Source organism: Lyngbya confervoides BDU141951 (genome assembly GCF_000817775.3).
Taxonomy (GTDB): Bacteria; Cyanobacteriota; Cyanobacteriia; order Thermosynechococcales; family Thermosynechococcaceae; genus Lyngbya; species Lyngbya confervoides.
In genome coordinates, this window is the sequence record NZ_JTHE03000079.1 from 106,082 (window position 1) to 126,456 (window position 20,375).

At 54.7% G+C, this 20,375-nt stretch carries 16 protein-coding genes; 10 read left to right on the forward strand and 6 right to left on the reverse strand.

Annotation, left to right across the window (positions count from 1 at the left end; genetic code table 11):
* Nucleotides 1-37: 37 nt before the first annotated feature.
* Complete coding sequence (gene bchB / locus QQ91_RS13635; RefSeq protein ID WP_166275478.1) at nt 38-1,564, reverse strand: ferredoxin:protochlorophyllide reductase (ATP-dependent) subunit B; 1,527 nt, start codon at nt 1,562-1,564, stop codon at nt 38-40.
* Nucleotides 1,565-1,930: 366 nt separating this feature from the next.
* Between bchB and QQ91_RS13640 the strand changes: the two genes are divergently transcribed.
* Together QQ91_RS13640 and QQ91_RS13645 are read left to right on the forward strand one after the other, a co-directional pair.
* Nucleotides 1,931-2,722 (forward strand): pseudouridine synthase, encoded by a 792-nt coding sequence (locus tag QQ91_RS13640; protein ID WP_166275480.1) that lies wholly within the window; start codon nt 1,931-1,933, stop codon nt 2,720-2,722.
* Nucleotides 2,723-2,833: 111 nt separating this feature from the next.
* The gene (locus QQ91_RS13645) at nt 2,834-3,304 is read left to right on the forward strand and encodes a helix-turn-helix domain-containing protein (protein WP_166275482.1); all 471 of its coding nucleotides are present in this window, start codon (nt 2,834-2,836) and stop codon (nt 3,302-3,304) included.
* Between the two features lie 51 nt (nt 3,305-3,355).
* Here QQ91_RS13645 and QQ91_RS13650 read toward each other — a convergent pair whose 3' ends face one another.
* Together QQ91_RS13650 and QQ91_RS13655 are read right to left on the reverse strand one after the other, a co-directional pair.
* A complete protein-coding gene (locus QQ91_RS13650) occupies nt 3,356-4,816 on the reverse strand; it encodes an FAD-dependent thymidylate synthase (RefSeq protein WP_166275484.1) in 1,461 nt (486 codons plus the stop codon).
* 149 nt (nt 4,817-4,965) lie between these two features.
* Complete coding sequence (locus QQ91_RS13655; protein WP_166275486.1) at nt 4,966-5,769, reverse strand: hypothetical protein; 804 nt, start codon at nt 5,767-5,769, stop codon at nt 4,966-4,968.
* A 213-nt stretch (nt 5,770-5,982) separates the two neighbouring features.
* Here QQ91_RS13655 and tatC point away from each other — a divergent pair, with 213 nt between their 5' ends.
* Nucleotides 5,983-6,756 (forward strand): twin-arginine translocase subunit TatC, encoded by a 774-nt coding sequence (gene tatC / locus QQ91_RS13660; RefSeq protein WP_166275488.1) that lies wholly within the window; start codon nt 5,983-5,985, stop codon nt 6,754-6,756.
* Here the strand turns inward: tatC and QQ91_RS13665 are convergent.
* Nucleotides 6,753-7,070, reverse strand: a complete 318-nt coding sequence (locus QQ91_RS13665) for a DUF3067 family protein (RefSeq protein ID WP_166275490.1) — start codon at nt 7,068-7,070, stop codon at nt 6,753-6,755. The two genes, tatC and QQ91_RS13665, sit on opposite strands and share 4 nt — an antisense overlap.
* Nucleotides 7,071-7,350: 280 nt before the next feature.
* On the opposite strand from QQ91_RS13665, the gene petC reads away from it, so the two are divergent.
* From petC to QQ91_RS13695, 6 genes are all read left to right on the forward strand, one after another.
* Complete coding sequence (gene petC, locus QQ91_RS13670; protein ID WP_166275492.1) at nt 7,351-7,893, forward strand: cytochrome b6-f complex iron-sulfur subunit; 543 nt, start codon at nt 7,351-7,353, stop codon at nt 7,891-7,893.
* Between the two features lie 81 nt (nt 7,894-7,974).
* Nucleotides 7,975-8,937 (forward strand): cytochrome f, encoded by a 963-nt coding sequence (gene petA / locus QQ91_RS13675; RefSeq protein ID WP_166275494.1) that lies wholly within the window; start codon nt 7,975-7,977, stop codon nt 8,935-8,937.
* Between the two features lie 324 nt (nt 8,938-9,261).
* The gene (gene ftsH2, locus QQ91_RS13680) at nt 9,262-11,163 is read left to right on the forward strand and encodes an ATP-dependent zinc metalloprotease FtsH2 (RefSeq protein WP_166275496.1); all 1,902 of its coding nucleotides are present in this window, start codon (nt 9,262-9,264) and stop codon (nt 11,161-11,163) included.
* Between the two features lie 175 nt (nt 11,164-11,338).
* Nucleotides 11,339-12,151, forward strand: coding sequence for a carbon-nitrogen hydrolase family protein (locus QQ91_RS13685; RefSeq protein ID WP_166275498.1), 813 nt, complete (start codon nt 11,339-11,341; stop codon nt 12,149-12,151).
* 369 nt (nt 12,152-12,520) lie between these two features.
* Nucleotides 12,521-14,356, forward strand: coding sequence for an N-acetylmuramoyl-L-alanine amidase (locus QQ91_RS13690; protein ID WP_250833355.1), 1,836 nt, complete (start codon nt 12,521-12,523; stop codon nt 14,354-14,356).
* 26 nt (nt 14,357-14,382) lie between these two features.
* Nucleotides 14,383-14,973, forward strand: a complete 591-nt coding sequence (locus tag QQ91_RS13695; RefSeq protein ID WP_166275502.1) for an acyl carrier protein phosphodiesterase — start codon at nt 14,383-14,385, stop codon at nt 14,971-14,973.
* Here QQ91_RS13695 and QQ91_RS13700 read toward each other — a convergent pair.
* Nucleotides 14,951-16,084 (reverse strand): CapA family protein, encoded by a 1,134-nt coding sequence (locus tag QQ91_RS13700; protein WP_166275504.1) that lies wholly within the window; start codon nt 16,082-16,084, stop codon nt 14,951-14,953. The two genes, QQ91_RS13695 and QQ91_RS13700, sit on opposite strands and share 23 nt — an antisense overlap.
* A gap of 199 nt (nt 16,085-16,283) precedes the next feature.
* On the opposite strand from QQ91_RS13700, the gene QQ91_RS13705 reads away from it, so the two are divergent.
* Nucleotides 16,284-17,804, forward strand: a complete 1,521-nt coding sequence (locus QQ91_RS13705; RefSeq protein WP_250833356.1) for a substrate-binding domain-containing protein — start codon at nt 16,284-16,286, stop codon at nt 17,802-17,804.
* A 207-nt stretch (nt 17,805-18,011) separates the two neighbouring features.
* On the opposite strand, the gene QQ91_RS13710 is transcribed toward QQ91_RS13705, so the two are convergent.
* Nucleotides 18,012-20,246 (reverse strand): hybrid sensor histidine kinase/response regulator, encoded by a 2,235-nt coding sequence (locus QQ91_RS13710; RefSeq protein WP_166275508.1) that lies wholly within the window; start codon nt 20,244-20,246, stop codon nt 18,012-18,014.
* Between the last annotated feature and the right edge of the window lie 129 nt (nt 20,247-20,375).

Below are 20,375 nucleotides of genomic sequence, written 5' to 3' on the forward strand. Positions count from 1 at the left end.
CGGGCCGCCTTAGCGATTGGAAAGGAAAGGCTGGTCCCTAAGCGCCAACAGCTTCCTTGGCGGCATAAAGCACTTCAATGTTAATTTCCTGGATGCCGCGATCGCGGGCAAACTTTTCTGTATTCCGCTTGACCTTCCCGCGAACAAACCCCGGAATCTTATTTAGCTCCGCCAATCCGTCTGAAGACCAGCTTAGATCTGAATTGGCTGAGATCCCCTTAGTAATCACTTCTTTGGTATCGTGACCGCCAAAAATTTCCAGCAAATGATCCTCCATACCCAGGGTGAAGGAGTTATACACCAGGTCCGCAATTTGGTTGGTTCCCTCGTAGCCTAAAAAGGGTTTGTAGCCCACAGGAAAGTCTTGGATATGAACCGGAGATGAGATGACACCGCAGGGGATTTGCAGACGCTTCCCAACGTGACGCTCCATTTGAGTGCCAAAAATAGCGGCTGGCTCGGTACGGGCAATGGCATCACCAATTTCAGCATGGTTATCGCTAATGAGGACCTGATCACAATATTCACTGACCTGAGCATTGAACCAGTCGGCATCGTGCTTACAGTAAGTTCCCGCCCAGGCTACATGAATGCCCATCTCCCGACTGAGAATTTTAGTCATTGCCGCAGCATGGGTGCTATCCCCATAGACCACCGCTTTTTTGCCCGTTAAGTTCTGGCAGTCGATGGAGCGAGAAAACCAGGCGGCTTGAGACACATAAAGGGTTTGAGTTTCAATGTACCTTTCATAGTCCACCTGCACACCCTGCTGGTTCAGAATCCCTTGAATTCCCCGAATGAATCGTGCGGTTTCCACCACACCCATTGGCGTAATGTCAATCCAGGGCATTCCAAAATGTTCTTGGAGGTACTGCACCGTTCTTTGGCCCACTTCTCGATAGGGACAGAGATTAAACCAGGCCTGGGGCAGTTTCCTTAGGTTCTGTACCGAGGCTCCTTCCGGGATCACTTCATTGACCTCAATGTCGAGATCCGCTAACAGGCGACGAAGTTCTGTACAGTCGTGATGATTGTGAAATCCGAGCGTGGTCATCCCAATGATGTTGGCTGAAGGCTTCGAGGTTTTTTGGTCTGCGACCGTGCCGGTTTGAACCGCCTTCTGGAGATAGAACTGCACGATCTGCTCTAAGGTGCGGTCCGCAGCCTGCAGCTCATTAACCCGATAGTGATTGACATCAGCTAACAGCACATCGCTTTGGGTGGAGAGGGACGCTCGCTCTACGAAGTTTTGCAGGTCCTCTTGCAAGATGCTGGAGGTGCAGGTGGGAGTCAGCACAATCAAGTCTGGATGCTCTTCTGCGTCTTTGCGGGTGATATTGTCGACCACCTTTTCCTGGGAGCCCCGTGCAAGGACATGGCGATCGACAATGCTGGCCGTCACGGGGGTAAAGTCTCGCTCACGCTCCAGCATGGAACGCATCACGTTAAAGTAGTCATCCCCCAAAGGAGCATGCATAATCCCATGCACGTTTTTAAATGAGCTAGCAATCCGCAAGGTGCCAATGTGAGCTGGGCCAGAATACATCCAATAGGCTAGTTTCATGAACTGGAACTCCCTCGTTTCCGAGTTGTATAGTGAAAGCTAAAGCGTGAAGTGTTGTTTCCCTCCTTGAACCCGTCGCAACACCGCACGCCTTTCAGCCTATCGTCTCCCCCAAAACGCCAAGATCCCACGCAACAATATTTGATGTAACCTGCAACATCGATGAAGAAACATAAACCCCGACGGCATTGTGGGGTTGGCCCACCCTCTCCCGGCGACAGAGGCTAGACCTGGCGATCCAGATCAGCGATGCATAGCAGCAATGCAACGGTCCCCTGGGGTATGACCCTTAAATCATTTCCTGAATTGTTTAAGATGGGCCTAGCAATTCCGGATCACGATCCTTGAAGTCTAGGGTTTGAAATCATGGCAGAGCGCTTACAAAAGATTTTGGCTCACTGGGGAATTGCCTCCCGCCGTCAAGCCGAACAGATGATTCTTCAGGGACAGGTGCGCTTGAATGGCGTGACGGCCACCCTGGGACAGTGCGCCGATCCCCAGACCGATCACATCGAGGTTGAGGGCCGATCCCTCACAGCAAAGGCCAAACCTCAGAAGTATTATATTTTGCTCAATAAACCCAAGGGCGTGCTGTCGACCTGCCACGATCCCCAAGGACGGCCCACCGTCCTTTCCTTGCTGCCGCGATCGCTCCAAAACTCTCAAGGATTACATCCGGTCGGACGATTAGATCAAGACACCACCGGGCTATTACTGTTGACCAACGAAGGGCAGCTTACCTTTCAGCTTACCCATCCTCGACATCACATCTCTAAAACTTATCGAGTGTGGCTATCAGGACAACCCGATCCGGGCAAGATAAAGCAGTGGCGATCGGGAATTGATCTGGACGGTCAAAGAACCCTGCCGGCAGAGGTTCAGGTTCTTACGCCTGTCCCCGATCCCCCCCTCTCCCTCCCCCCTTTTCCCAAACCGCATTTCTGCCTACAGATTCGTTTATGGGAAGGGCGCAATCGTCAAATCCGCCGGGTCGCCGCACAACTGGGCTACGGAGTGTTACATTTGCATCGCAGTCATATCGGAACGCTTAGCCTGGAAGATTGGCCCCAGGATCGATCCTCTCAGCACAAAATCTGGCGATATCTAACCCCGACGGAGCTCAAGGATTTAACGCGTCGTCATTCTAAGGAGGAGTAGTATGATGAGAGCATCAATATTTCTTTCAAAATAAAAAATTTTATTCTGGTTGAGTTAACACTGAAAATAAGTCGTCCTTATCACTGTGTCGCTGAATTTGGTTTGTTTCCGATGTACCCCTCTCCCTCCTCCCATTCAGATGCTGCTCAATCCTTTGTCGCTATTGGCCAGCGTTTACAACAGCTGCGTCTTGATCAAGGTCTGGAGCTAGACCAAATTTCCCGTCGAACCCGGATTTCGGTCCGGCATTTAACCGCCATTGAAGCAGGGCAGCGATCCGCACTCCCGGAGCTGGTCTATATTCGCAGCTTCATTCGGCAATATGCCCAAACCTTACAGCAAGACCCGGCTAGCTTTGATCTCTCTTGCCTTGAGACCTCAAATGCGTCCACTCGCGGCAGGAGATTTCTCAACCCCACCACCGGATTAGTCTCGCAGAAAATGCAGTATCTGCTCTATGGGCTGCTAGTGATGCTGGTGGGTGGAGGGCTCATTTACTGGAATAACCGAGAGTTCCAGCCTGAACCGGTAAACTCCTTGAACCAAGTTCCCGTGGTGGAGACAGGCGATTCTCCCTCCTAGATCCCCCTGCTGGTGTTGCAGCTTAGACCTGAGTGCCCCTTAACAGCCGACTTAGGGGGCAAGGGTTCCCTTGCGCCAGCGATGCTGCTCATACCATTCGGCCACCTGGGGCATCCATGCCTTGAAGTGGGTCAACATCATTTCGGTCATGATGCGAGTCTCCATCTGCACGTCAAACTTACCGCGAATATCAAGCAGGTGCAGGATTGACCGAGCATTGCCTGACATCACCCAATGCTGGCGAATATCGAAGGGGACCAGCCCCCTGGCATGTTCCTCCGCTAGCCCTTCGTGAATGCGCTGCGCGTAGCGCTTGCAGCCCTCCATACACCAGGCCAGGTCCTGCTCACGCTGGTCCGGGCTATAGTGGTACTTTTTACCTTCGCGATCGCTGTAGTCCCCCACAGGCCGTAGATAAAAAACCTCCTCAAGATCTGTTTTTCCTTCTGCTGCATCTAGGATGCGTTTGCCCGTATAGCGGAAGGAATTGTGAACGACCATGCCGTTGGCCACAAAGTTGTGCCAGGGATCTTCGACTTCTAGGTCATAGGTCATTTGTACGCCTAAATATTCCACCTGAATCACTGGAATGGGATGGGCAATGAATGCTTTAGCTTTAGGCTGCCACTTTACGGAACTTGAAATAGGCTGAAATTCGAGAGCAAATTTATGTTCTGGGTAATTCTGGTGATATCTAGCTTTTCCCTTATTCCATGGGTTTAACTGTTCTTTTAGCCAGGATCGATGACGGTATAAACCCTTTTCTGCAACGGCCAAACCGTTACACATAACCTCTGCTGTACGGTTCAGATTAACCACATTGCCTGCGGCATCTGTCTCCAGGCCAACAGCGTCTCCCATGGTTTGCCAACCTTGGGGGGTATATAGACGGTGATTTGCGGTGCAATCTATCGCTTTGCCATCGGCTAACGTCACTCGATAAACCGGTTGCAAACCACTGCAAATAACATCTTTAATATGACTGGTTTCAAACTGCCCTGTGGCTTCATTGAGGACACGCAACCGCATTTTTTTAAGTCGTTTCTTGCAGTCTCTCCTGTCGGTCCCAAGATCCTCACCCTTATGACCACGAAGATGACGCTGCCGCTCAGAGGCTTCCCCATAAGTCCAGAGATCATAGAGTTCGCCGATGGTCTTCTTTAACTGAGGCGCTGTACGTCCTTGGGCATCAACGAAGGTGATGACACTATTGGCGGCTAAACATTGCACATCAAAGGACACATTACGGTGCGTGCGCATCTGCTGCATGGTGCTGTGCGGAAAGTAGCCAAAGTTAAGGATGATTTGCGGATGCTCCAACGGCCCATAGTGACCCCGATTTCCCTTGAGCAAATATTTGACAAGCAGCTCGCCTGCCTTTGCTTCATCGGGAAAGCGATCGCGATCTGCCCAGATAAATTCCTCAGCATAATCCTGATGCATGGCCGCATAGGCAACCTGCTGTGGATTTTGGGTTTGGGAGATCACCTCAACTCGAAATCGACTGTCCATGGCACAGACTCAATGGCTTAATCACGATTTGGCATCCTAGCATCGATGCAGTCTACGCTCCCCTGCGACCAAGTAGAACTTAAGAATTGCCAGACTTGCCGTAGACTTGCCGCAGTGAAGGCCCCTCTCGTGGCAATCCCAGTTCTCGGTCATCCCTGGGAAATAGAGAGCTGGTAGTCATCGCGAACGGCGCTGGCGTCGGGCCAGCGCCTAGCGGGGCGGGTTAACTGGGGGGGCATCGCCAAGGGCAGAGTGCGTGGTTCTTCGATGCGATCCGCTAGGCCCGTATCATCCCACCCGGGCAAGTCTTTTAAGGCAGATCGCACTTTAGATCGGATCTGGGGCTCCGGCTCGACCTGCAGCAGAAACTGAAGATACTCTTGAATCTCTTGTAAGTCGCGCCGGGAGAGATCGTCGATACAAAGCGCCTGATGCAGCTGTCGGACGGCAATTAGACGGCGCATGGGATTGTCGTGACCTAACGCCTGAAGGGAGGCTTCCCAGTCTAGAACCCCGGACGCATCTGGATCTGAAACAGCGGAGGAATGGGGGGGACGCCGCAGCCAGATCCCGGCCGCCGTCAAACCTTGCAGCATCAACAAGACAACAATCCAGCCTCGACCTGCGGTTTCGGTGACCCAAAACCCCAGTCCCAGCACCAAACTGGTACTGCCCCCCCACACCAGTGGACGGCCCAGGGGAAATTGGGATAGGCCATCGTAAAAGGTCCGACGGCGCGATCGCCATTCTGGATGGGACTGCTGAATCTGATCGCTCACCCAGCCCACAGCAACCCCACTGCCCAGAATCAGCATGAGCTTAAAATTCAACAGGAAAAGAAAGCACAGACCTATGCCCCAAAGGCCGAGGGTATAACCATTGGATCGGGAAAATTGTTGGAACTGGTCGTGGTAGAGGTCTGCCAGCCAATCCGAAAATAAAGTGGACTTCACGGCACTGTCTGCTGCTGTATGAACGATTGAGAATCCCTGTACTCTCTTATACCATTTCCCCTCGGGTCTGTTTTCCCCATTCCTGGCCCCAGGAACTGAGCTGATGCAACGCCCAGGGAAGAGTAGGCACTTGCGCTTTACAATCTTTGTTACGCTGATGTCCAGAGGCGTCACCCGCGCCAATTCTCTGTGCTGAAATAGCCTGCTTTTGTTATGACCTCTTCGATTCCGAAAGAAACGGACGTCTCTGCGCTCGACGCCGATGATCAGCTCATTGACGATGTGGAAATGTCTTTGTTTGATCATCTAGAGGAACTCCGCCTCCGGATTTTTTACAGCCTTGGGGCCATCTTGCTGGGCATTGGGATCTGTTTCTGGAAAGTGAACTGGATTGTGAATGTCCTAGAGCAGCCCGCCCACGGGGCCAAGTTTCTTCAGCTGGCACCGGGGGAGTACTTTTTCGTGTCTCTGAAGGTGGCGGGCTATAGCGGTGCCCTCCTGGCCAGTCCCTTCGTGCTCTATCAAATCATCCGCTTCGTATTGCCGGGGTTGACGCGTCGAGAGCGCCGATTTCTCGGCCCCATTGTGCTGGGGTCGACCCTTCTGTTTTGGGTGGGACTTTGGTTTGCCTATGTGGCGTTGATTCCCGCTGCGTTGAACTTCTTCATCACCTACGGAGGGGATGTGGTGGAGCAGCTCTGGTCCATTGATCGCTACTTTGAGTTTGTGCTGCTGCTGCTGTTTAGCACCGGAATTGCCTTTCAGATTCCGGTTATTCAGATTTTGCTGGGCCTGTTGGGGTTGGTTTCGGGCGGGCAGATGCTAGCGGCTTGGCGCACCGTCGTTCTAGCAGCGGTGATTTTAGGGGCGGTCCTGACCCCTTCGACCGATCCCTTGACCCAGAGCCTCTTGGGCGGTGCGGTCATCGCGCTCTATTTAGGGGGGACCGGAATGGTGATCCTGTTAACCCGCCACAGATCTGCTTAGAATTCATCCAGCAGCCATTCTGAGGCGCGATCGCCCAAATCCACGGGAATGCTCAGGGCGCGACCCAAGCGCGGCCGTTCGGCAGTTTCCAAAATGGCCTGGGTGACTTGGTCACTCACGCCCCAACCGTTGAGGTAAGTTGCAACCGCCTCCAAATGTTCCTGGTACTCATCGGCACCGATGGGAAAGGAAGCCTGCTCCAGATAGCGCCACATGACCAATACGTAGAGTTTTCCTTGCACCCGACGAAATTGAATATCGTAGGAGCGCCCCCACTTGCCAATGAGCAATTGTTGCAATTCCGTCCCCGTCATGGCTGATTACTCATGTGCAAGAGGTATGTTCATCAATTTAGCGCTCTGATTCGCATTCTAATGGCGCATTGTGATTCGCGCTTCGATCAACCTAGCCCGCATCGGTCTTCACGCTACCCCTCCCCCGTTTTGATCAGTGAGCTTGAGTCCTACGGGAAAGTTGATTTAAGTTAAGAAAGATACTTTGCGTTTATTTACATTTAGGGCGAAACAGCAGCCCAACAAGTGGGATAATACGTCAAGAAATGTTAAAAATGTCCTTCAAGATTCCGCGTAAGTCATGGCTCAAGTCTCAGGATCTCCGGATGTTCCCGATATGGGACGTCGCCAGTTTATGAACCTTTTGACCTTCGGTACGATCACAGGAACTGCCCTTGGGGCTCTGTATCCCATCGTGAAGTACTTTATCCCGCCCTCTTCCGGGGGCACCGGTGGGGGCGTCGTGGCAAAGGATGCGTTGGGGAACGACATCGTTGCAAGTGCCTACCTGGAAACCCATTCAGCTGGCGATCGATCGCTGGCCCAGGGGCTAAAGGGAGATCCCACCTATGTGGTTATCCAAGACGACCAAACCATTGGGGACTATGGTCTCAATGCCGTCTGTACTCACCTCGGCTGCGTGGTGCCCTGGAATGCCGGACAAAATAAGTTTATGTGTCCCTGCCATGGCTCTCAGTATGACAGCACCGGGAAAGTGGTGCGCGGTCCAGCGCCCCTTTCCCTCGCCCTCGTGCATGCCAACGTCTCTGAAGATGACAAGTTAGTCTTTACGCCTTGGACGGAAACGGATTTTCGGACCGGGAAGGAGCCCTGGTGGGCATAGAGGCTGAAGTTTTGCCCACCCCGGACAACCCAGGTTCGAATTCACTGATTTCAAATCAAGCTGGTTCTATTTGAGTGCACGATGAAAAAAAAGTTTTTACCGCAGGTTTGGAGCCGCGGTGCCCAATTTCTCTCTGCTTTGGCCCTGTTCCTTGCCAGCAGCCTTGTTTGGCCCCAGCCGGCTCAAGCCTATCCGTTCTGGGCCCAGGCTGCCTACGAAAATCCCCGTGAACCCACAGGCCGAATTGTTTGTGCAAACTGTCACCTGGCCGCTAAGCCCACGGAATTGGAAGTTCCCCAGTCGGTCAAGCCCGACACGGTCTTTAAGGCAGTGGTCAAGATTCCCTACGAACAAGGAGCGCAGCAGGTGCTCGGGGATGGGTCTAAGGGGCCTTTAAATGTGGGTGCCGTGATGGTACTGCCAGAGGGGTTCACCCTAGCGCCCCAGGATCGCCTTTCAGAGGAGCTTCAAGAGGAAACTAAGGGCGTTTACATTCAGCCCTACGCAGAAGACAAGCAAAATATTTTAATTGTGGGTCCGCTGGCAGGGGACGACCACCAGGAAATTGTCTTTCCCATCCTGTCGCCGAATCCCGCCGCAGATAAGTCCGTGAATTATGGAAAATACTCCATTCATGCAGGGGGAAATCGTGGCCGCGGGCAGGTCTATCCCACCGGTGAAAAATCCAATAACAATATCTTCACGGCCTCCACGGCTGGGGTTATTTCAGAAATCTCCGCCTCCGATGCCGGAGGATATCAAGTTGCCATTCAAACTGCCGCAGGGGAGACCGTGACTGAGTCGATTCCTGCCGGTCCAGAACTGCTCGTGTCTCAAGGGCAGTCCGTGGCTGAAGGCGATGCCCTCACGTCTAACCCCAATGTGGGCGGATTTGGCCAGCACGATACGGAAATTGTGCTGCAGAATCCCACAAGGGTGCTGTTTTTGATTGTGTTCTTCATTGGCATCATGCTGTCCCAGACCATGCTAGTGCTCAAGAAGAAGCAAATCGAAAAGGTCCAAGCTGCGGAAATGAATTTTTAAGCCTGCTTGGACAAACTAGCCCGACCCTGACTCTGAGGGAGGTCAAGAATATGAGGCGGTGGATCAGCATGGGTGACTCCACCGCCTCAGTTTTTTTAGAGCGCGGTGCTCGGTTGAATTCGTTGGGCGGAACGCAAGCAAGCCGATATCATAGGGCTAGCCCATCCCCGGTTAGGCGCCCAGGACTACATCCCCGGTGGCATGGAGCTTCCGCATCGTTAATCCCTTCTCCCGGATGCAATGCAGCCGAGGTTGCCAACGCCAGGAGTTGTCTTAACTCTGAGAATTACGTTAAATTTAGTTAAGATTTGTGAGCTGAATGATATGAAATCCTCTTGGAAAACGATTTTACTTTGGGTCTTGCCAATCTTGCTGATCGGATTTTTTATCTGGCAAGCAAGTTTTGCCTCCATGCCCGCTGACAACGTCAAGAACTCCGCCAATACACGCCTGACCTATGGACGCTTTTTGGAATATCTCCATGAGGGGAAGGTGGATCGAGTCGATTTGTTTGACGGTGGCAAAACCGCCATTGTGGAGTTGGGAGACGATCCCGATACCCTGTCAGGACAGATGAGTCGTTTTCAGCGCGCGAGGGTTGATCTGCCTGGCACCACGCCCCAGTTAATTGATGAGCTGTACCAGGAAAATGTGGATTTCGATGTCCATCCAGCTCGTAATACCGGTGCAGTGTGGGGCTTAATTGGGAACCTTATCTTCCCTGTCTTTTTACTGCTGGGTCTGTTTTTCCTGTTTCGCCGATCGAGCAATGTTCCCGGTGGCCCTGGACAGGCGATGAATTTTGGTAAGTCGCGGGCGCGCTTCCAAATGGAAGCAAAGACCGGCGTGATGTTTGACGACGTCGCCGGAGTCGAGGAAGCCAAGGAAGAGCTTCAAGAGGTGGTGACCTTTCTCAAAAAGCCGGAGCGTTTCACGGCTGTGGGGGCTCAAATTCCCAAGGGGGTTTTGCTGGTGGGGCCGCCAGGGACGGGTAAAACCTTGCTGGCGAAGGCGATCGCTGGCGAAGCCGGAGTCCCCTTTTTCAGCATTTCCGGCTCCGAATTTGTGGAAATGTTTGTGGGCGTGGGGGCCTCTCGGGTTCGAGATTTATTTAAAAAGGCAAAGGAAAACGCGCCCTGTATCATTTTCATTGATGAAATTGATGCCGTTGGGCGGCAGCGGGGAGCCGGTATCGGCGGTGGAAATGACGAGCGTGAGCAGACCCTGAATCAGTTGCTCACAGAAATGGATGGCTTCGAGGGCAATACTGGCATCATTATTATTGCCGCCACCAACCGTCCTGATGTCCTCGATAGCGCTCTCCTGCGTCCGGGGCGGTTTGATCGTCAGGTAACGGTGGACGCACCTGACATCAAAGGACGGCGCGCAGTGCTGGAGGTGCATGCACGCGATAAAAAGCTGGCCGAGGCCATTTCCCTTGAGGCCATTGCGCGCCGTACCCCTGGATTTACAGGGGCCGATCTAGCGAATCTTTTAAATGAGGCGGCCATTTTGACCGCGCGTCGTCGCAAGGAGGCCATCACCATGGTGGAAATCGACGATGCCGTGGATCGCGTTATTGCAGGAATGGAGGGCACTCCCCTTGTAGACAGCAAGAGCAAGCGGCTGATTGCTTACCATGAGGTGGGTCACGCCATTGTGGGAACGCTGATTAGGGAGCATGATCCCGTGCAAAAAGTCACCCTCATTCCCCGAGGTCAGGCGAAGGGACTGACTTGGTTTACCCCCTCCGAAGATCAAGCGCTTATTTCGCGATCGCAATTGATGGCGCGCATGGCTGGTGCTCTGGGAGGACGAGCAGCCGAGTATGTTGTGTTTGGCGATGCTGAGGTCACTACCGGCGCAGGCAATGACCTGCAGCAGGTCACGGCGATGGCCCGCCAGATGGTGACTCGATTCGGAATGTCAGATCTTGGGCCGCTCTCCCTTGAAAGTCAGCAGGGAGAAGTCTTTCTGGGTCGAGATTTAATGACCCGATCGGACTACTCCGAAGAAATTGCGGCCCGGATTGATGCTCAGGTGCGCGAGTTAATCCAGCACGCCTACGAAGAAGCGATTCGCATTGTTCGGGACCATCGGATTGCCATTGATCGGCTCGTAGAGCTGCTGGTTGAGAAGGAAACAATTGATGGTGAAGAGTTTCGACAGATTCTTGCTGAATACACGGTGATTCCCGAGAAGGAGCGCTTTGTTCCCCAGATCTAATCCAAGGTCTGAGCTTTTAGGCTAGCTTGAGAGCCGCGCTGGGCAGTCCAGGGCGGCTCTCGCTATTCAGGCCGTAGGATCTGAAATCAGGGTAACCTGTGCTTCAAGCATGCTAGGCTTTTGGGGTTGAGCATGCTTTCTTTGTTAGAACGGTTTAGGCTAAGAAGAAACTTTCATGAAATCCTATCTAGCGGCAGCAGTGCAGATGACCAGCTTGCCAGATTTAGACCATAACCTGGCTCAGGCGGAAGATCTGATTGAACTGGCTGTCCGACGCGGTGCAGAGCTGGTGGGGCTGCCAGAGAATTTTGCCTTTCTGGGAGATGAAGATAAAAAAATTGCCCAGGCGGAGGGAATTGCCCAACGAAGCGAAAAGTTTCTCAAAACCATGGCTCAACGCTTTCAGATCACGCTGCTCGGCGGTGGGTTTCCGGTTCCAACGGAGCATGGAAAAGTTTACAACACTGCCCTACTCGTATCTCCCAGCGGTCAGGAATTAGCCCGGTATCAAAAAATCCATCTGTTTGATGTGGATCTTCCCGATGGAAATGTCTATCACGAATCCCAAACCGTTTCCGCAGGAATTCAGTTGCCAGTGCCTTACCATTCTGATCTATTGGGTAAACTAGGCCTGTCTGTTTGTTACGATGTCCGCTTTCCGGAACTGTACCGATCCCTATCCAAGGACGGTGTGGATGTATTGTTTGTGCCCGCCGCCTTTACGGCCTTCACCGGGAAAGATCACTGGCAGGTACTTCTCCAGGCGCGAGCCATAGAAAATACAGCCTATATCATTGCTCCCGCCCAGACAGGATACCACAACTCCCGGCGTCAGTCCCATGGGCATGCGCTCATCGTCGATCCCTGGGGAGTGATTCTTGCCGATGCCGGAACTGAGAAAGGGGTGGCCATTGCGCCCATTGAACCGTCTCGGTTGCAGCAGGTCCGCTGTCAAATGCCCTGCCTCAAGCATCGGGTGGTGGGCTAGGCAGAGGACTATTCCGGGAAGGTGGACATTTGCGGGAAGTTTGATGCTATCTTAGATGCCTGTTCAGAGGGCAGGGGCTGAGGGGCTTTTCCAGAAGGGTCTTGAGTTACATCGACTTCTCTCCTGGGATAGATGTCATCAGACAGGGCTGTTCTTTGTAATCTGAGGAGCTGAAAGGCTGGGCGGACCAGGTTTGCTTCTGCAAGCTTTGAAACTTCCGGTGAGATTTCTGCGTCCTGACATCCTCTATCCACAGCGTTCCTCACGACGCTATTTCGAACTGAATCACATGAACGGAGTTCTGCAATGCGGTATTGGCTAGGGTCTACCCCGACCAAACAACCTCTGAAACAACAGGTCTGGTTATGGTTGCTTCCTAGCTTACTGGGAGGGTGGCTGTGGACAGAAATAGCCCAGGCGGCAGAGTTGCAGTTTTGGCGCTTCGAACCGGCTCAAAATCGGCTTGTCTTCAGTACCGATGTTTCGGTTCAGCCCCAGGTGCAGCTGATTCCAGATCCCACGCGCTTGGTGGTGGACCTGCCTGGAATTCAGCTGCGACAACCCACTGTGCGTCAAAGCTTGTCAGGCACCGTCCGTTCGGTCCGGGTTGGCCAGTTCGACAACTTTACCACTCGAATTGTGGTGGAACTTGATCCTGCTTACGTTGTGGACCCCAACCAGGTCAAAGTGGAAGGCACTTCGGGCAATAATTGGTCCATTGCGCTACCCACGCCTCAACGCATTGGGAGTACCCTGACGAGATCGCCTGTGTCTCCAGAGGCAGTGCAGACGCCGATTCTTCCCAGCCCCCCTTCCCCCGCTCAAAGGGCCACACCCCCTCGCGACACCGCCCCCCCTGAGATTTCTGCGCGCCCTGATCAGCCGGGATTAGAGGATATTTCCATCACCCAGGATGGGCTGTTTTTCAAAACCACGGGGAACACGCCGGAGGTCTCTGTCCAACGCAGTCGAAATCGTCGCCAGGTGGTTGTGACCCTGCGCGGATTGACGGCCAACCCCGAACTGACCCGGCGCACCTTTAATCCAGACTACTTTGGCATCCAACAACTGAAGGTTCGGCAGTCCCAGAATAGTCCATCCCAGACGGAAGTAGTCCTGGATGTCTCTCGATCTAGCCCTAACTGGTTTGCAAGCGTCAGTCGCTTTGGGGGCGTCAGCGTCTTACCCCAGGTGCGCGATCGCGCCCCACGTCCCACCAGCACCGTGAGCCTCTTGCAGGGAGAGACCCCCCAGGCTCCGGCCGCCACCTCACTGGCTCAGGTCACCCAGGTGCGGGCTGTGCAGCTCGGAGGCGATCAAATGCTGGTGCAGGCCGATCGACCCATTTCCTACCTGACAGCCTGGGAAGGATCGCAATATCGCCTCACCATTCGTGCGGCCCAACTTGCCTCTGGAGTGCAGCCACCACGGGTGGGCCTTGGCAGCCCCCTGAGTGCGGTCCAGTTCCGCCAGGATCAAACCGGGCTTTCAATTCTCTCAACCCCCGCCACAGGAGTGAGAATTGTGGGTGTCCAGCGGCGCTCCTCCGATTCCATTATTCTGCGGTTGGCCCGCGCCGGTTCTCCCGCCTCCACCGTCCAAATTCCAACGCCCGCGCCGACGCCCACAGCCCCCACGACTCCCCTACCTCGACCGGGGCGCAAGGTGGTGGTCATTGACCCTGGCCATGGTGGCAGAGATCCTGGGGCCATTGGGATTAATGGTCTTCGGGAAACCAATGTGGTTTTGCCGATTTCCCTGGACGTTTCCAGAATTTTGCAACAGCAAGGATTAACGGTCTACCTAACCCGCACCGATGAGCGTGAGATTGATCTTGAACCGCGTGTGTCCCTGGCAGAGCGGGTGCGAGCTGATGTATTTGTGAGCATTCATGCCAATGCCATCAGCATGAGTCGGCCCGACGTGAATGGGCTAGAAACCTACTATGCTCCGGGGTCATCCGCCGGGGCCAGACTTGCCCAAAGCATTCACAATAGCGTTTTGGGATCGATTAATATGGGCGATCGCGGCGTGCGGTCCGCTCGATTTTACGTCATTCGCCGCACCTCCATGCCTGCCGCGCTGGTAGAAACGGGGTTTGTCACCGGCGCCATTGACAATCCTCGTCTGGCTGATCCAGCCTTCCGTCGTCAAATGGCCGAGGCCATTGCCCGCGGTATTCTACGCTATCTCTCCGGCTCTTAAGGCAGTCAGGGATCCGTGATTGACTCGTGAATTTTTTGGCCCATCTCTATCTGGCGGAGGACTCCGAGGATCTGATGCTGGGCGGTCTCTACGGAGATTTCATGAAGGGAGTGCAGATCCAAACCTTCCCGCCTGGGATTCAGCGGGGCATTCGATTACACCAGTATATTGATGGCCAAACTGATGCCCACCCGGTCTTTCGCCGCAGCAAGCGACGGATTGCGGCGCCGCGGCGGCGGTTTTCTGGGATTCTAGTGGATATTTTTTACGATCATTTTTTAGCGGTTCACTGGGAGGACTATGCTGCGATGCCCCTATCCCCCTTTGTGGAGCGCGTGTACGCGCTGCTTGCAGCCCAAGGGGCTAATTTACCAGGACCGTTACAGCGGGTGGCTCCCCGTCTCATTCAAGAGGACTGGCTCTCATCCTATGCCAGTTTGAAGGGAATCGCGCTTACCCTCCAGCGCCTTACCCTCCGGATCACTCGTGAGAACTCGGTGCATCTTGGACTGGAAGATTTGCTCCGGAACTATCAGGAGTTAGAACAGGACTTCAGGCTATTTTTTCCAGAACTCCAGGCCTCCGTTCGCAGCTTCAGAACCGCTGACTTTGCCTGAGGCTGAGAGGGGACGGACAGCCGGGGCAAGAGGTTCCCAGGGGCAGAATGATCCCTTGATCATTTTGGATCTGCATCACGGTGCCCAGTTCGGCGGATTTTTGCTGGAGATCACGGAGCAGGGTTTCAGCCCGAGTTCCCCGTAATCGATAGGGACGAATCACATCGCAGCCTTTGCCAGCAATCGGCAACACCGTAATGGTGCGGACTGCCCGAGGCTCTAGCGTCACCTGGACCAGCATATTGTCGGTCCAGCCGGGTCTGCCGTAGGAAAAAGCCAGATTACCCAGGGAATAAAGAATCGGCTTGCCCTGGTGTAGCTCAATGCCGTAGGGGAGAGGGGGATGATGTCCAACAATAATGTCTGCTCCAGTCTCGATTAGCCGATGGGCGAAGGCTCGCATCTGGGGAGAAGGCCGAGCCTGGCCAATCTGTCCCCAGTGCAGCGAAACCACGACGGTCTCCACCTGCGATCGCACCCGGAGAATATCTGCCTGGATCAGCCGAGGGATCAGGGGGGCCGCCCCAGGACGCGTGGAGGTGGCCAGGCCTTGGAGAGAATTGTCCGTGGCGGTGTACGCGAGAAATGCCGTGCGACCGTTTCGGTGGGCAAGAATGGCTGGCTGGCGAGCCTGGGTCAGGGAAGCCCCGGTCCCCACCGTCCGCAAATTGGCGGCGGCCAAGGTGTGCAGGGTGTGCAGCACTCCAGGTTCCCCGGCATCAAAGGCGTGGTTGTTTGCCGTAGACACCACATCAATGCCAGCCTGCTGAAGCAGTAAGGCCAGGTTAGGATGGGCTTGGAAGGTGGGGGCCCAGAAGAGTGAAGACTGGCTGCCGGGGGGGGCAATCGGTGTTTCCAAGTTAACAAACGCAAGATCGGCTGACTGCAAAAGATCGATCAGGTCGGAAAAAAGGGGGGCAGCCTGAGTGAACCGGTTGACAGGCAAGGGAGGGCAGGCCAAGGTAGCGTTACCGTTCTTCACCAATGGCAGCTGGATGGTTTCGGTCCAAGCGATATCCCCCCCAAAGATGAACGTACTGGGCTGGCTTTGGCAGGGGTGAGGCCAGAGAGCCAGGGTTGTCGCTGCGAAACGTAGCAGTTTACAAATCATCAACTGGCGAAACGGTCGTGCCGAACGGCCCTGTCCCCAAGGCGAAGGCGCGCCCCCATCTAGTGACCTTCGTGGGTTTGAAGAGGGGTGATAAACTCGTTGCAAGCAAAAGTGCACGGGGCTCTTGTTCCTTGGGACAAGGGAGGGGGTAGATGGGAGTGTTCAGGTTATAGCAGGCGATTGTTGAGGTTTTCCGACGGTGTCAAATCCAATTCGTTTATTTCCAAACGCTCTCGTTCCTTTGGCTCAACTTGACGTCACAGAGCCAGAGGCGGCCCAGAACGGGATTGCACTTTCTGATAATACCCGCGTGGGTCCCTATAGCGTTTTACTCAAGGATGCGTTTGAACGGGCTAGGCCGGGGCAGGTGCTGGACCTGACACAGGGCGAGGGCAGCCTCGGTGAGCGGTTTGATCTGGTGGCCCTGACGCGCCCCTTGAGTCTGGCGGAGCAGCGTCAGGGGCTACAGCAGATTCCAGTCACCCGTGAAAAAATTGCCATCATTGTGGGACCTGACAATCCCTTTCAAGGCAGCCTTTCCCTGGCGCAAGTTGCCAAAATTTTTAAAGGGGAAATTCAAAACTGGCAGCAGGTGGGAGGCCCTGATCGGGCAATTCAGCTGATCCATCGACCCGAGTCTAATTCGGCCCGGCAAGCCTTGGATCGCTATTCAACCTTACTGCCCGTTACAGCGACGGATACCGTCATTCCAGAGGATCGAACCTCGGTCCTGATCGAGGCGCTGGGAGAGGGCGGCATTGGCTATGCCCCCGCCAGTGAAGTTCAAGATCAAGTCGATGCTCGGGTGGTGCGCATTGACGGGGTCAGCGTTGATAATCCCCTCTATCCCTTTTCCCAGCCACTGAATTACGTCTACGCCAATGCCCAAAATCCTCAGGTTCAAGACTTCTTGACGTTTCTCTCCTCAGCCGAGGCCCAAGACGCCCTGGAGTTTGCCCAGCGCCAGCCTGCGGACCCCACCCGTCTGCCCCTGGCCCCCCAGCTGGATCAGTTACAGGCTCCCAGCGAGGGCAAGGCTGAAGTTCCCCGCTCCGAAGAAGTCAACACGAACCTCTCAGCCCCCCCGACTTCGGCCCCCCCGGCTTCGGCTCCCCCGGCGCGAAGTCCGCTCCTGTACGAAGTCCTCCCGCTGTTCATCCTAGCCCTGGGACTGGGGATGATAGGGTGGTTAGCCGCCATGCGCGTGAAGCTAGAGGCAAAACGGCGGCGATCGCCGCGACCGGCCCCGAATTATGCGGCCCGGCTCCAGGCCCAAGGGCTACGAACAACACCATCAAAGTCGGCCCCGACGCAGACGGCAACCGTCCCGACATCAACGGCCACGGCTTCAAAGCAGCCATCCACCCAGGATCGATCAATGGATACGGTGATCCAGGCGGGGGAGCCCCCCCAACGGTCGGAACCAGCCCCGAAATCTGTGCATCCAGGGCATCAGCCGGATATCGACGCCGTAGACGAGGATGCCACCGTTCTACAGGGCTTCTTTGAGCCGCCAGACCCGTCGGGACCAGAAACCGTTCTCCAGTCGGCAGACTGGGACCCCTTTATCGGGCAAGACGGTGATCAGTCTTGGGTTGGAGCACCCGAGCCTGAGACAGATTCCGCCAGCCGCAGCGGTCCTGGGAACCATAGCTCCTCTGCCCCTCAATCTCCGGGCTGGAAGGAAATGGTAGATCCCTGGGAGGACTTGAAGTCCTAAGACTTCAGAAGACTTCAGAAGACTTCAGAAATCCCTTTCCCCACCCCCTTGAGGATGTCATGGTTCATCTCACCACGTTCTAACGATAGAGGGGCAAGGCTTGCAAAGGATCGCCCCGTTATCTTCCCTAGATCCCCTTGTTTAGGGGGGGATTAGGACGGAGGAGATTAGGCCATTGAGCCGCCCACAGGCATCATCAAAGACGGATTAGGCCGAAACAGGGCTGAGCAACCGATCAAGCGTGTGCAGGAGCTGCTCTGGGAGAATGGGTTTTTCCAGATATGCATCGGCTCCTGCATTTAAAAAGGGATGGGGGGCCGCTGTTAAATCTTCTGGAATCAGCACCAGCAGCTTGGTTTGGGCGATCGCGGGATCCTGCCGAATCTGCTGGATGAGGCGCAGGCAATGCTCCAGGGAGGGCTGAATATCCAGAATCACCACCAGGGGTTGCAAGATTTTCACCTGGGGAAAGGCCGTGGCCCCTTCAATCATCCAGATCAGCTGATAGCCCGCTGCCGTCAGAATGTCACAGATTAACCCCGCACTTTCATCCTGGTTTTCAATGAGCAAAATTCTGCTGCTCTCCTGGGCGGGGCTGAGTCGGGGAGCCGGAGCGGCGTGGGGGAGCCTTGGCGTTTGGTCAGGGAGGGTGACTGTAAAGATCGATCCCTGGCCTTCAGTGGATTGCACCTCAATGGATCCGTGGTGCATATCCACAAACTGCTTCACCAAAGCCAACCCCAGGCCCACACCTTCATAACTACGGTGGTAGGAGGTGTCCAGCTGCTGGAACTTTTGAAACAGCAGGGGCTGTTGCGCCTCTGCGATACCGATGCCCGTATCTTCCACTTGAAAGGTTACCGACTCCTCAACGCGCCAAACTCGCAGGGTAACGCTACCTCCAGCGGGGGTAAACTTGATGGAATTCGAAAGGAGATTAAATAAAATCTGCTTAACTCGCCGGGCGTCGGCTGTGAAGCGATCGCGGCCCGCTGAGAGGTTAATCTGGGCCTTGAGGGTAATGCCCGAACTTTGGGCGCTATCCCGCAGCATTTGCAAACTCTGATGGGCAAGGGAGGAAATGGAGAATAGCCCCATCCTCAGGCTGCCCTTTCCGGCCTCCAAATGAGAGAGATCAAGAATGTCGTTGATCAACTCCAGCAGATGTTCGCCGCTGTCGTGGATGGTTTGCAGGTAGCTGCGTTGCTTATCGGTGAGCGGCCCGAGGGACCAGCGTAACAGCGTAGCCGACATGCCGATGACGCAGGTGAGGGGCGTGCGCAGCTCGTGGCTCATGGTGGCCAGAAACTCACTTTTGGCCTGATTAGCGGCCTGCACCACCACAAGGGCCTCTTGCAGCTCTTGGGTGCGTTGCTGCACCTGATTTTCCAGGGTTTCCTTCTGTTTATGGAGCTGATGATAGAGCTGGGCCTGGGCGATCGCCACGGATAAATGCTCGCTAATTTGCTCTAGAAACGTAATGTCTGAGGGCTGCCAAGTGCGGGGATAAGAACATTGATGGGCAATGAGGAGTCCCCACAGTTGAGACTTGACCAGAATGGGCACAGCCACCTTAGATTGGACCTGGAGTTGCTGCAAGAAAGCCTGCATGCAGGGAAAGTCTTGGTAGCGGTGCTGAACATCACCAATGGATAGCACCTTCCCGCGCTGAAATTTTTGAATGGATTGGCTGGTGGGATTCCAGCAGTAACTCTCCTGGAACTCGAGAGCCGAGATCAGATCTTCATCGGCTCGCGATTCGTAGGTAACGCTCCCCAGGCTAGCGCCTGATTGTGTCGCCTTGTCCCAGGCGCGATCGTCCAATAGCCCTGGGTCGAGGGTCTGGAATTGATAGATTACCAGGCGTTCCACCCCCAGAATCTGACGCACCTGATGCGCCGCGGTGGCGAGAATTTCTGGCAGCTCTAGGCTTTGACGGATCTGGTTGGTGACGCGGTGAATCAGCCCCTCCTGGGCCAGCTGCTGGGTCAGGGCTGCATCCACCATGGGTTGACAAGTCGCGAGGGTGGGAGCTGCCGCGGTGTAGGCCTGCATCCCCCAGTCCAGCAGACTGTAGAGGAATCCTTGGACTGAGGATGAAATGACCTGGGATGGAGATTGGATCTGCGGGAGGAGACGGTGGATCTGCGCCTGGAGATCCGCCTGCCCAGGCTGCAGCTGGGACAAAACCTGCCCCACCTCCTCTGGGTCCAGATAAACCTGAACCTGAAGGAGCTGATCGGGAGACTGAGCTTGAACCTGCATTAAAATGACAAGGTCAGGGGCGATGACTGCGCAAAAGGTCCCTACTTGCAGCGCAAGGGCACAGGCTTGATTCGGAGAAAAAAGAACTTCAGCGGAGGCCGAGGCGGCCAAATCCAGCACCTGTGTCAGAAGTTGATCGAGACAAGAACGGGGAACCCAGCGTTCAAAATTGGCCATGGCTTCAGCTTGGAGGGAGTCGCCTTTACGACGGTGCGAACAACAATCGAGCCGAGAGCAAAAAGAACTCCCCTTAGTTGTAGCCTGTCGAGCCAGTAACCCAGGGAATGCACCAATTCCTTTAATCTT

Coding starts and splice junctions, on each gene's coding strand:
- bchB (WP_166275478.1), bottom strand. CDS start 1,564: ATGAAACTAGCCTATTGGATGTATTCTGGCCCAGCTCACATTGGCACC.
- QQ91_RS13640 (WP_166275480.1), top strand. CDS start 1,931: ATGGCAGAGCGCTTACAAAAGATTTTGGCTCACTGGGGAATTGCCTCC.
- QQ91_RS13645 (WP_166275482.1), top strand. CDS start 2,834: ATGTACCCCTCTCCCTCCTCCCATTCAGATGCTGCTCAATCCTTTGTC.
- QQ91_RS13650 (WP_166275484.1), bottom strand. CDS start 4,816: ATGGACAGTCGATTTCGAGTTGAGGTGATCTCCCAAACCCAAAATCCA.
- tatC (WP_166275488.1), top strand. CDS start 5,983: ATGACCTCTTCGATTCCGAAAGAAACGGACGTCTCTGCGCTCGACGCC.
- QQ91_RS13665 (WP_166275490.1), bottom strand. CDS start 7,070: ATGACGGGGACGGAATTGCAACAATTGCTCATTGGCAAGTGGGGGCGC.
- petC (WP_166275492.1), top strand. CDS start 7,351: ATGGCTCAAGTCTCAGGATCTCCGGATGTTCCCGATATGGGACGTCGC.
- petA (WP_166275494.1), top strand. CDS start 7,975: ATGAAAAAAAAGTTTTTACCGCAGGTTTGGAGCCGCGGTGCCCAATTT.
- ftsH2 (WP_166275496.1), top strand. CDS start 9,262: ATGAAATCCTCTTGGAAAACGATTTTACTTTGGGTCTTGCCAATCTTG.
- QQ91_RS13685 (WP_166275498.1), top strand. CDS start 11,339: ATGAAATCCTATCTAGCGGCAGCAGTGCAGATGACCAGCTTGCCAGAT.
- QQ91_RS13700 (WP_166275504.1), bottom strand. CDS start 16,084: ATGATTTGTAAACTGCTACGTTTCGCAGCGACAACCCTGGCTCTCTGG.
- QQ91_RS13710 (WP_166275508.1), bottom strand. CDS start 20,246: ATGGCCAATTTTGAACGCTGGGTTCCCCGTTCTTGTCTCGATCAACTT.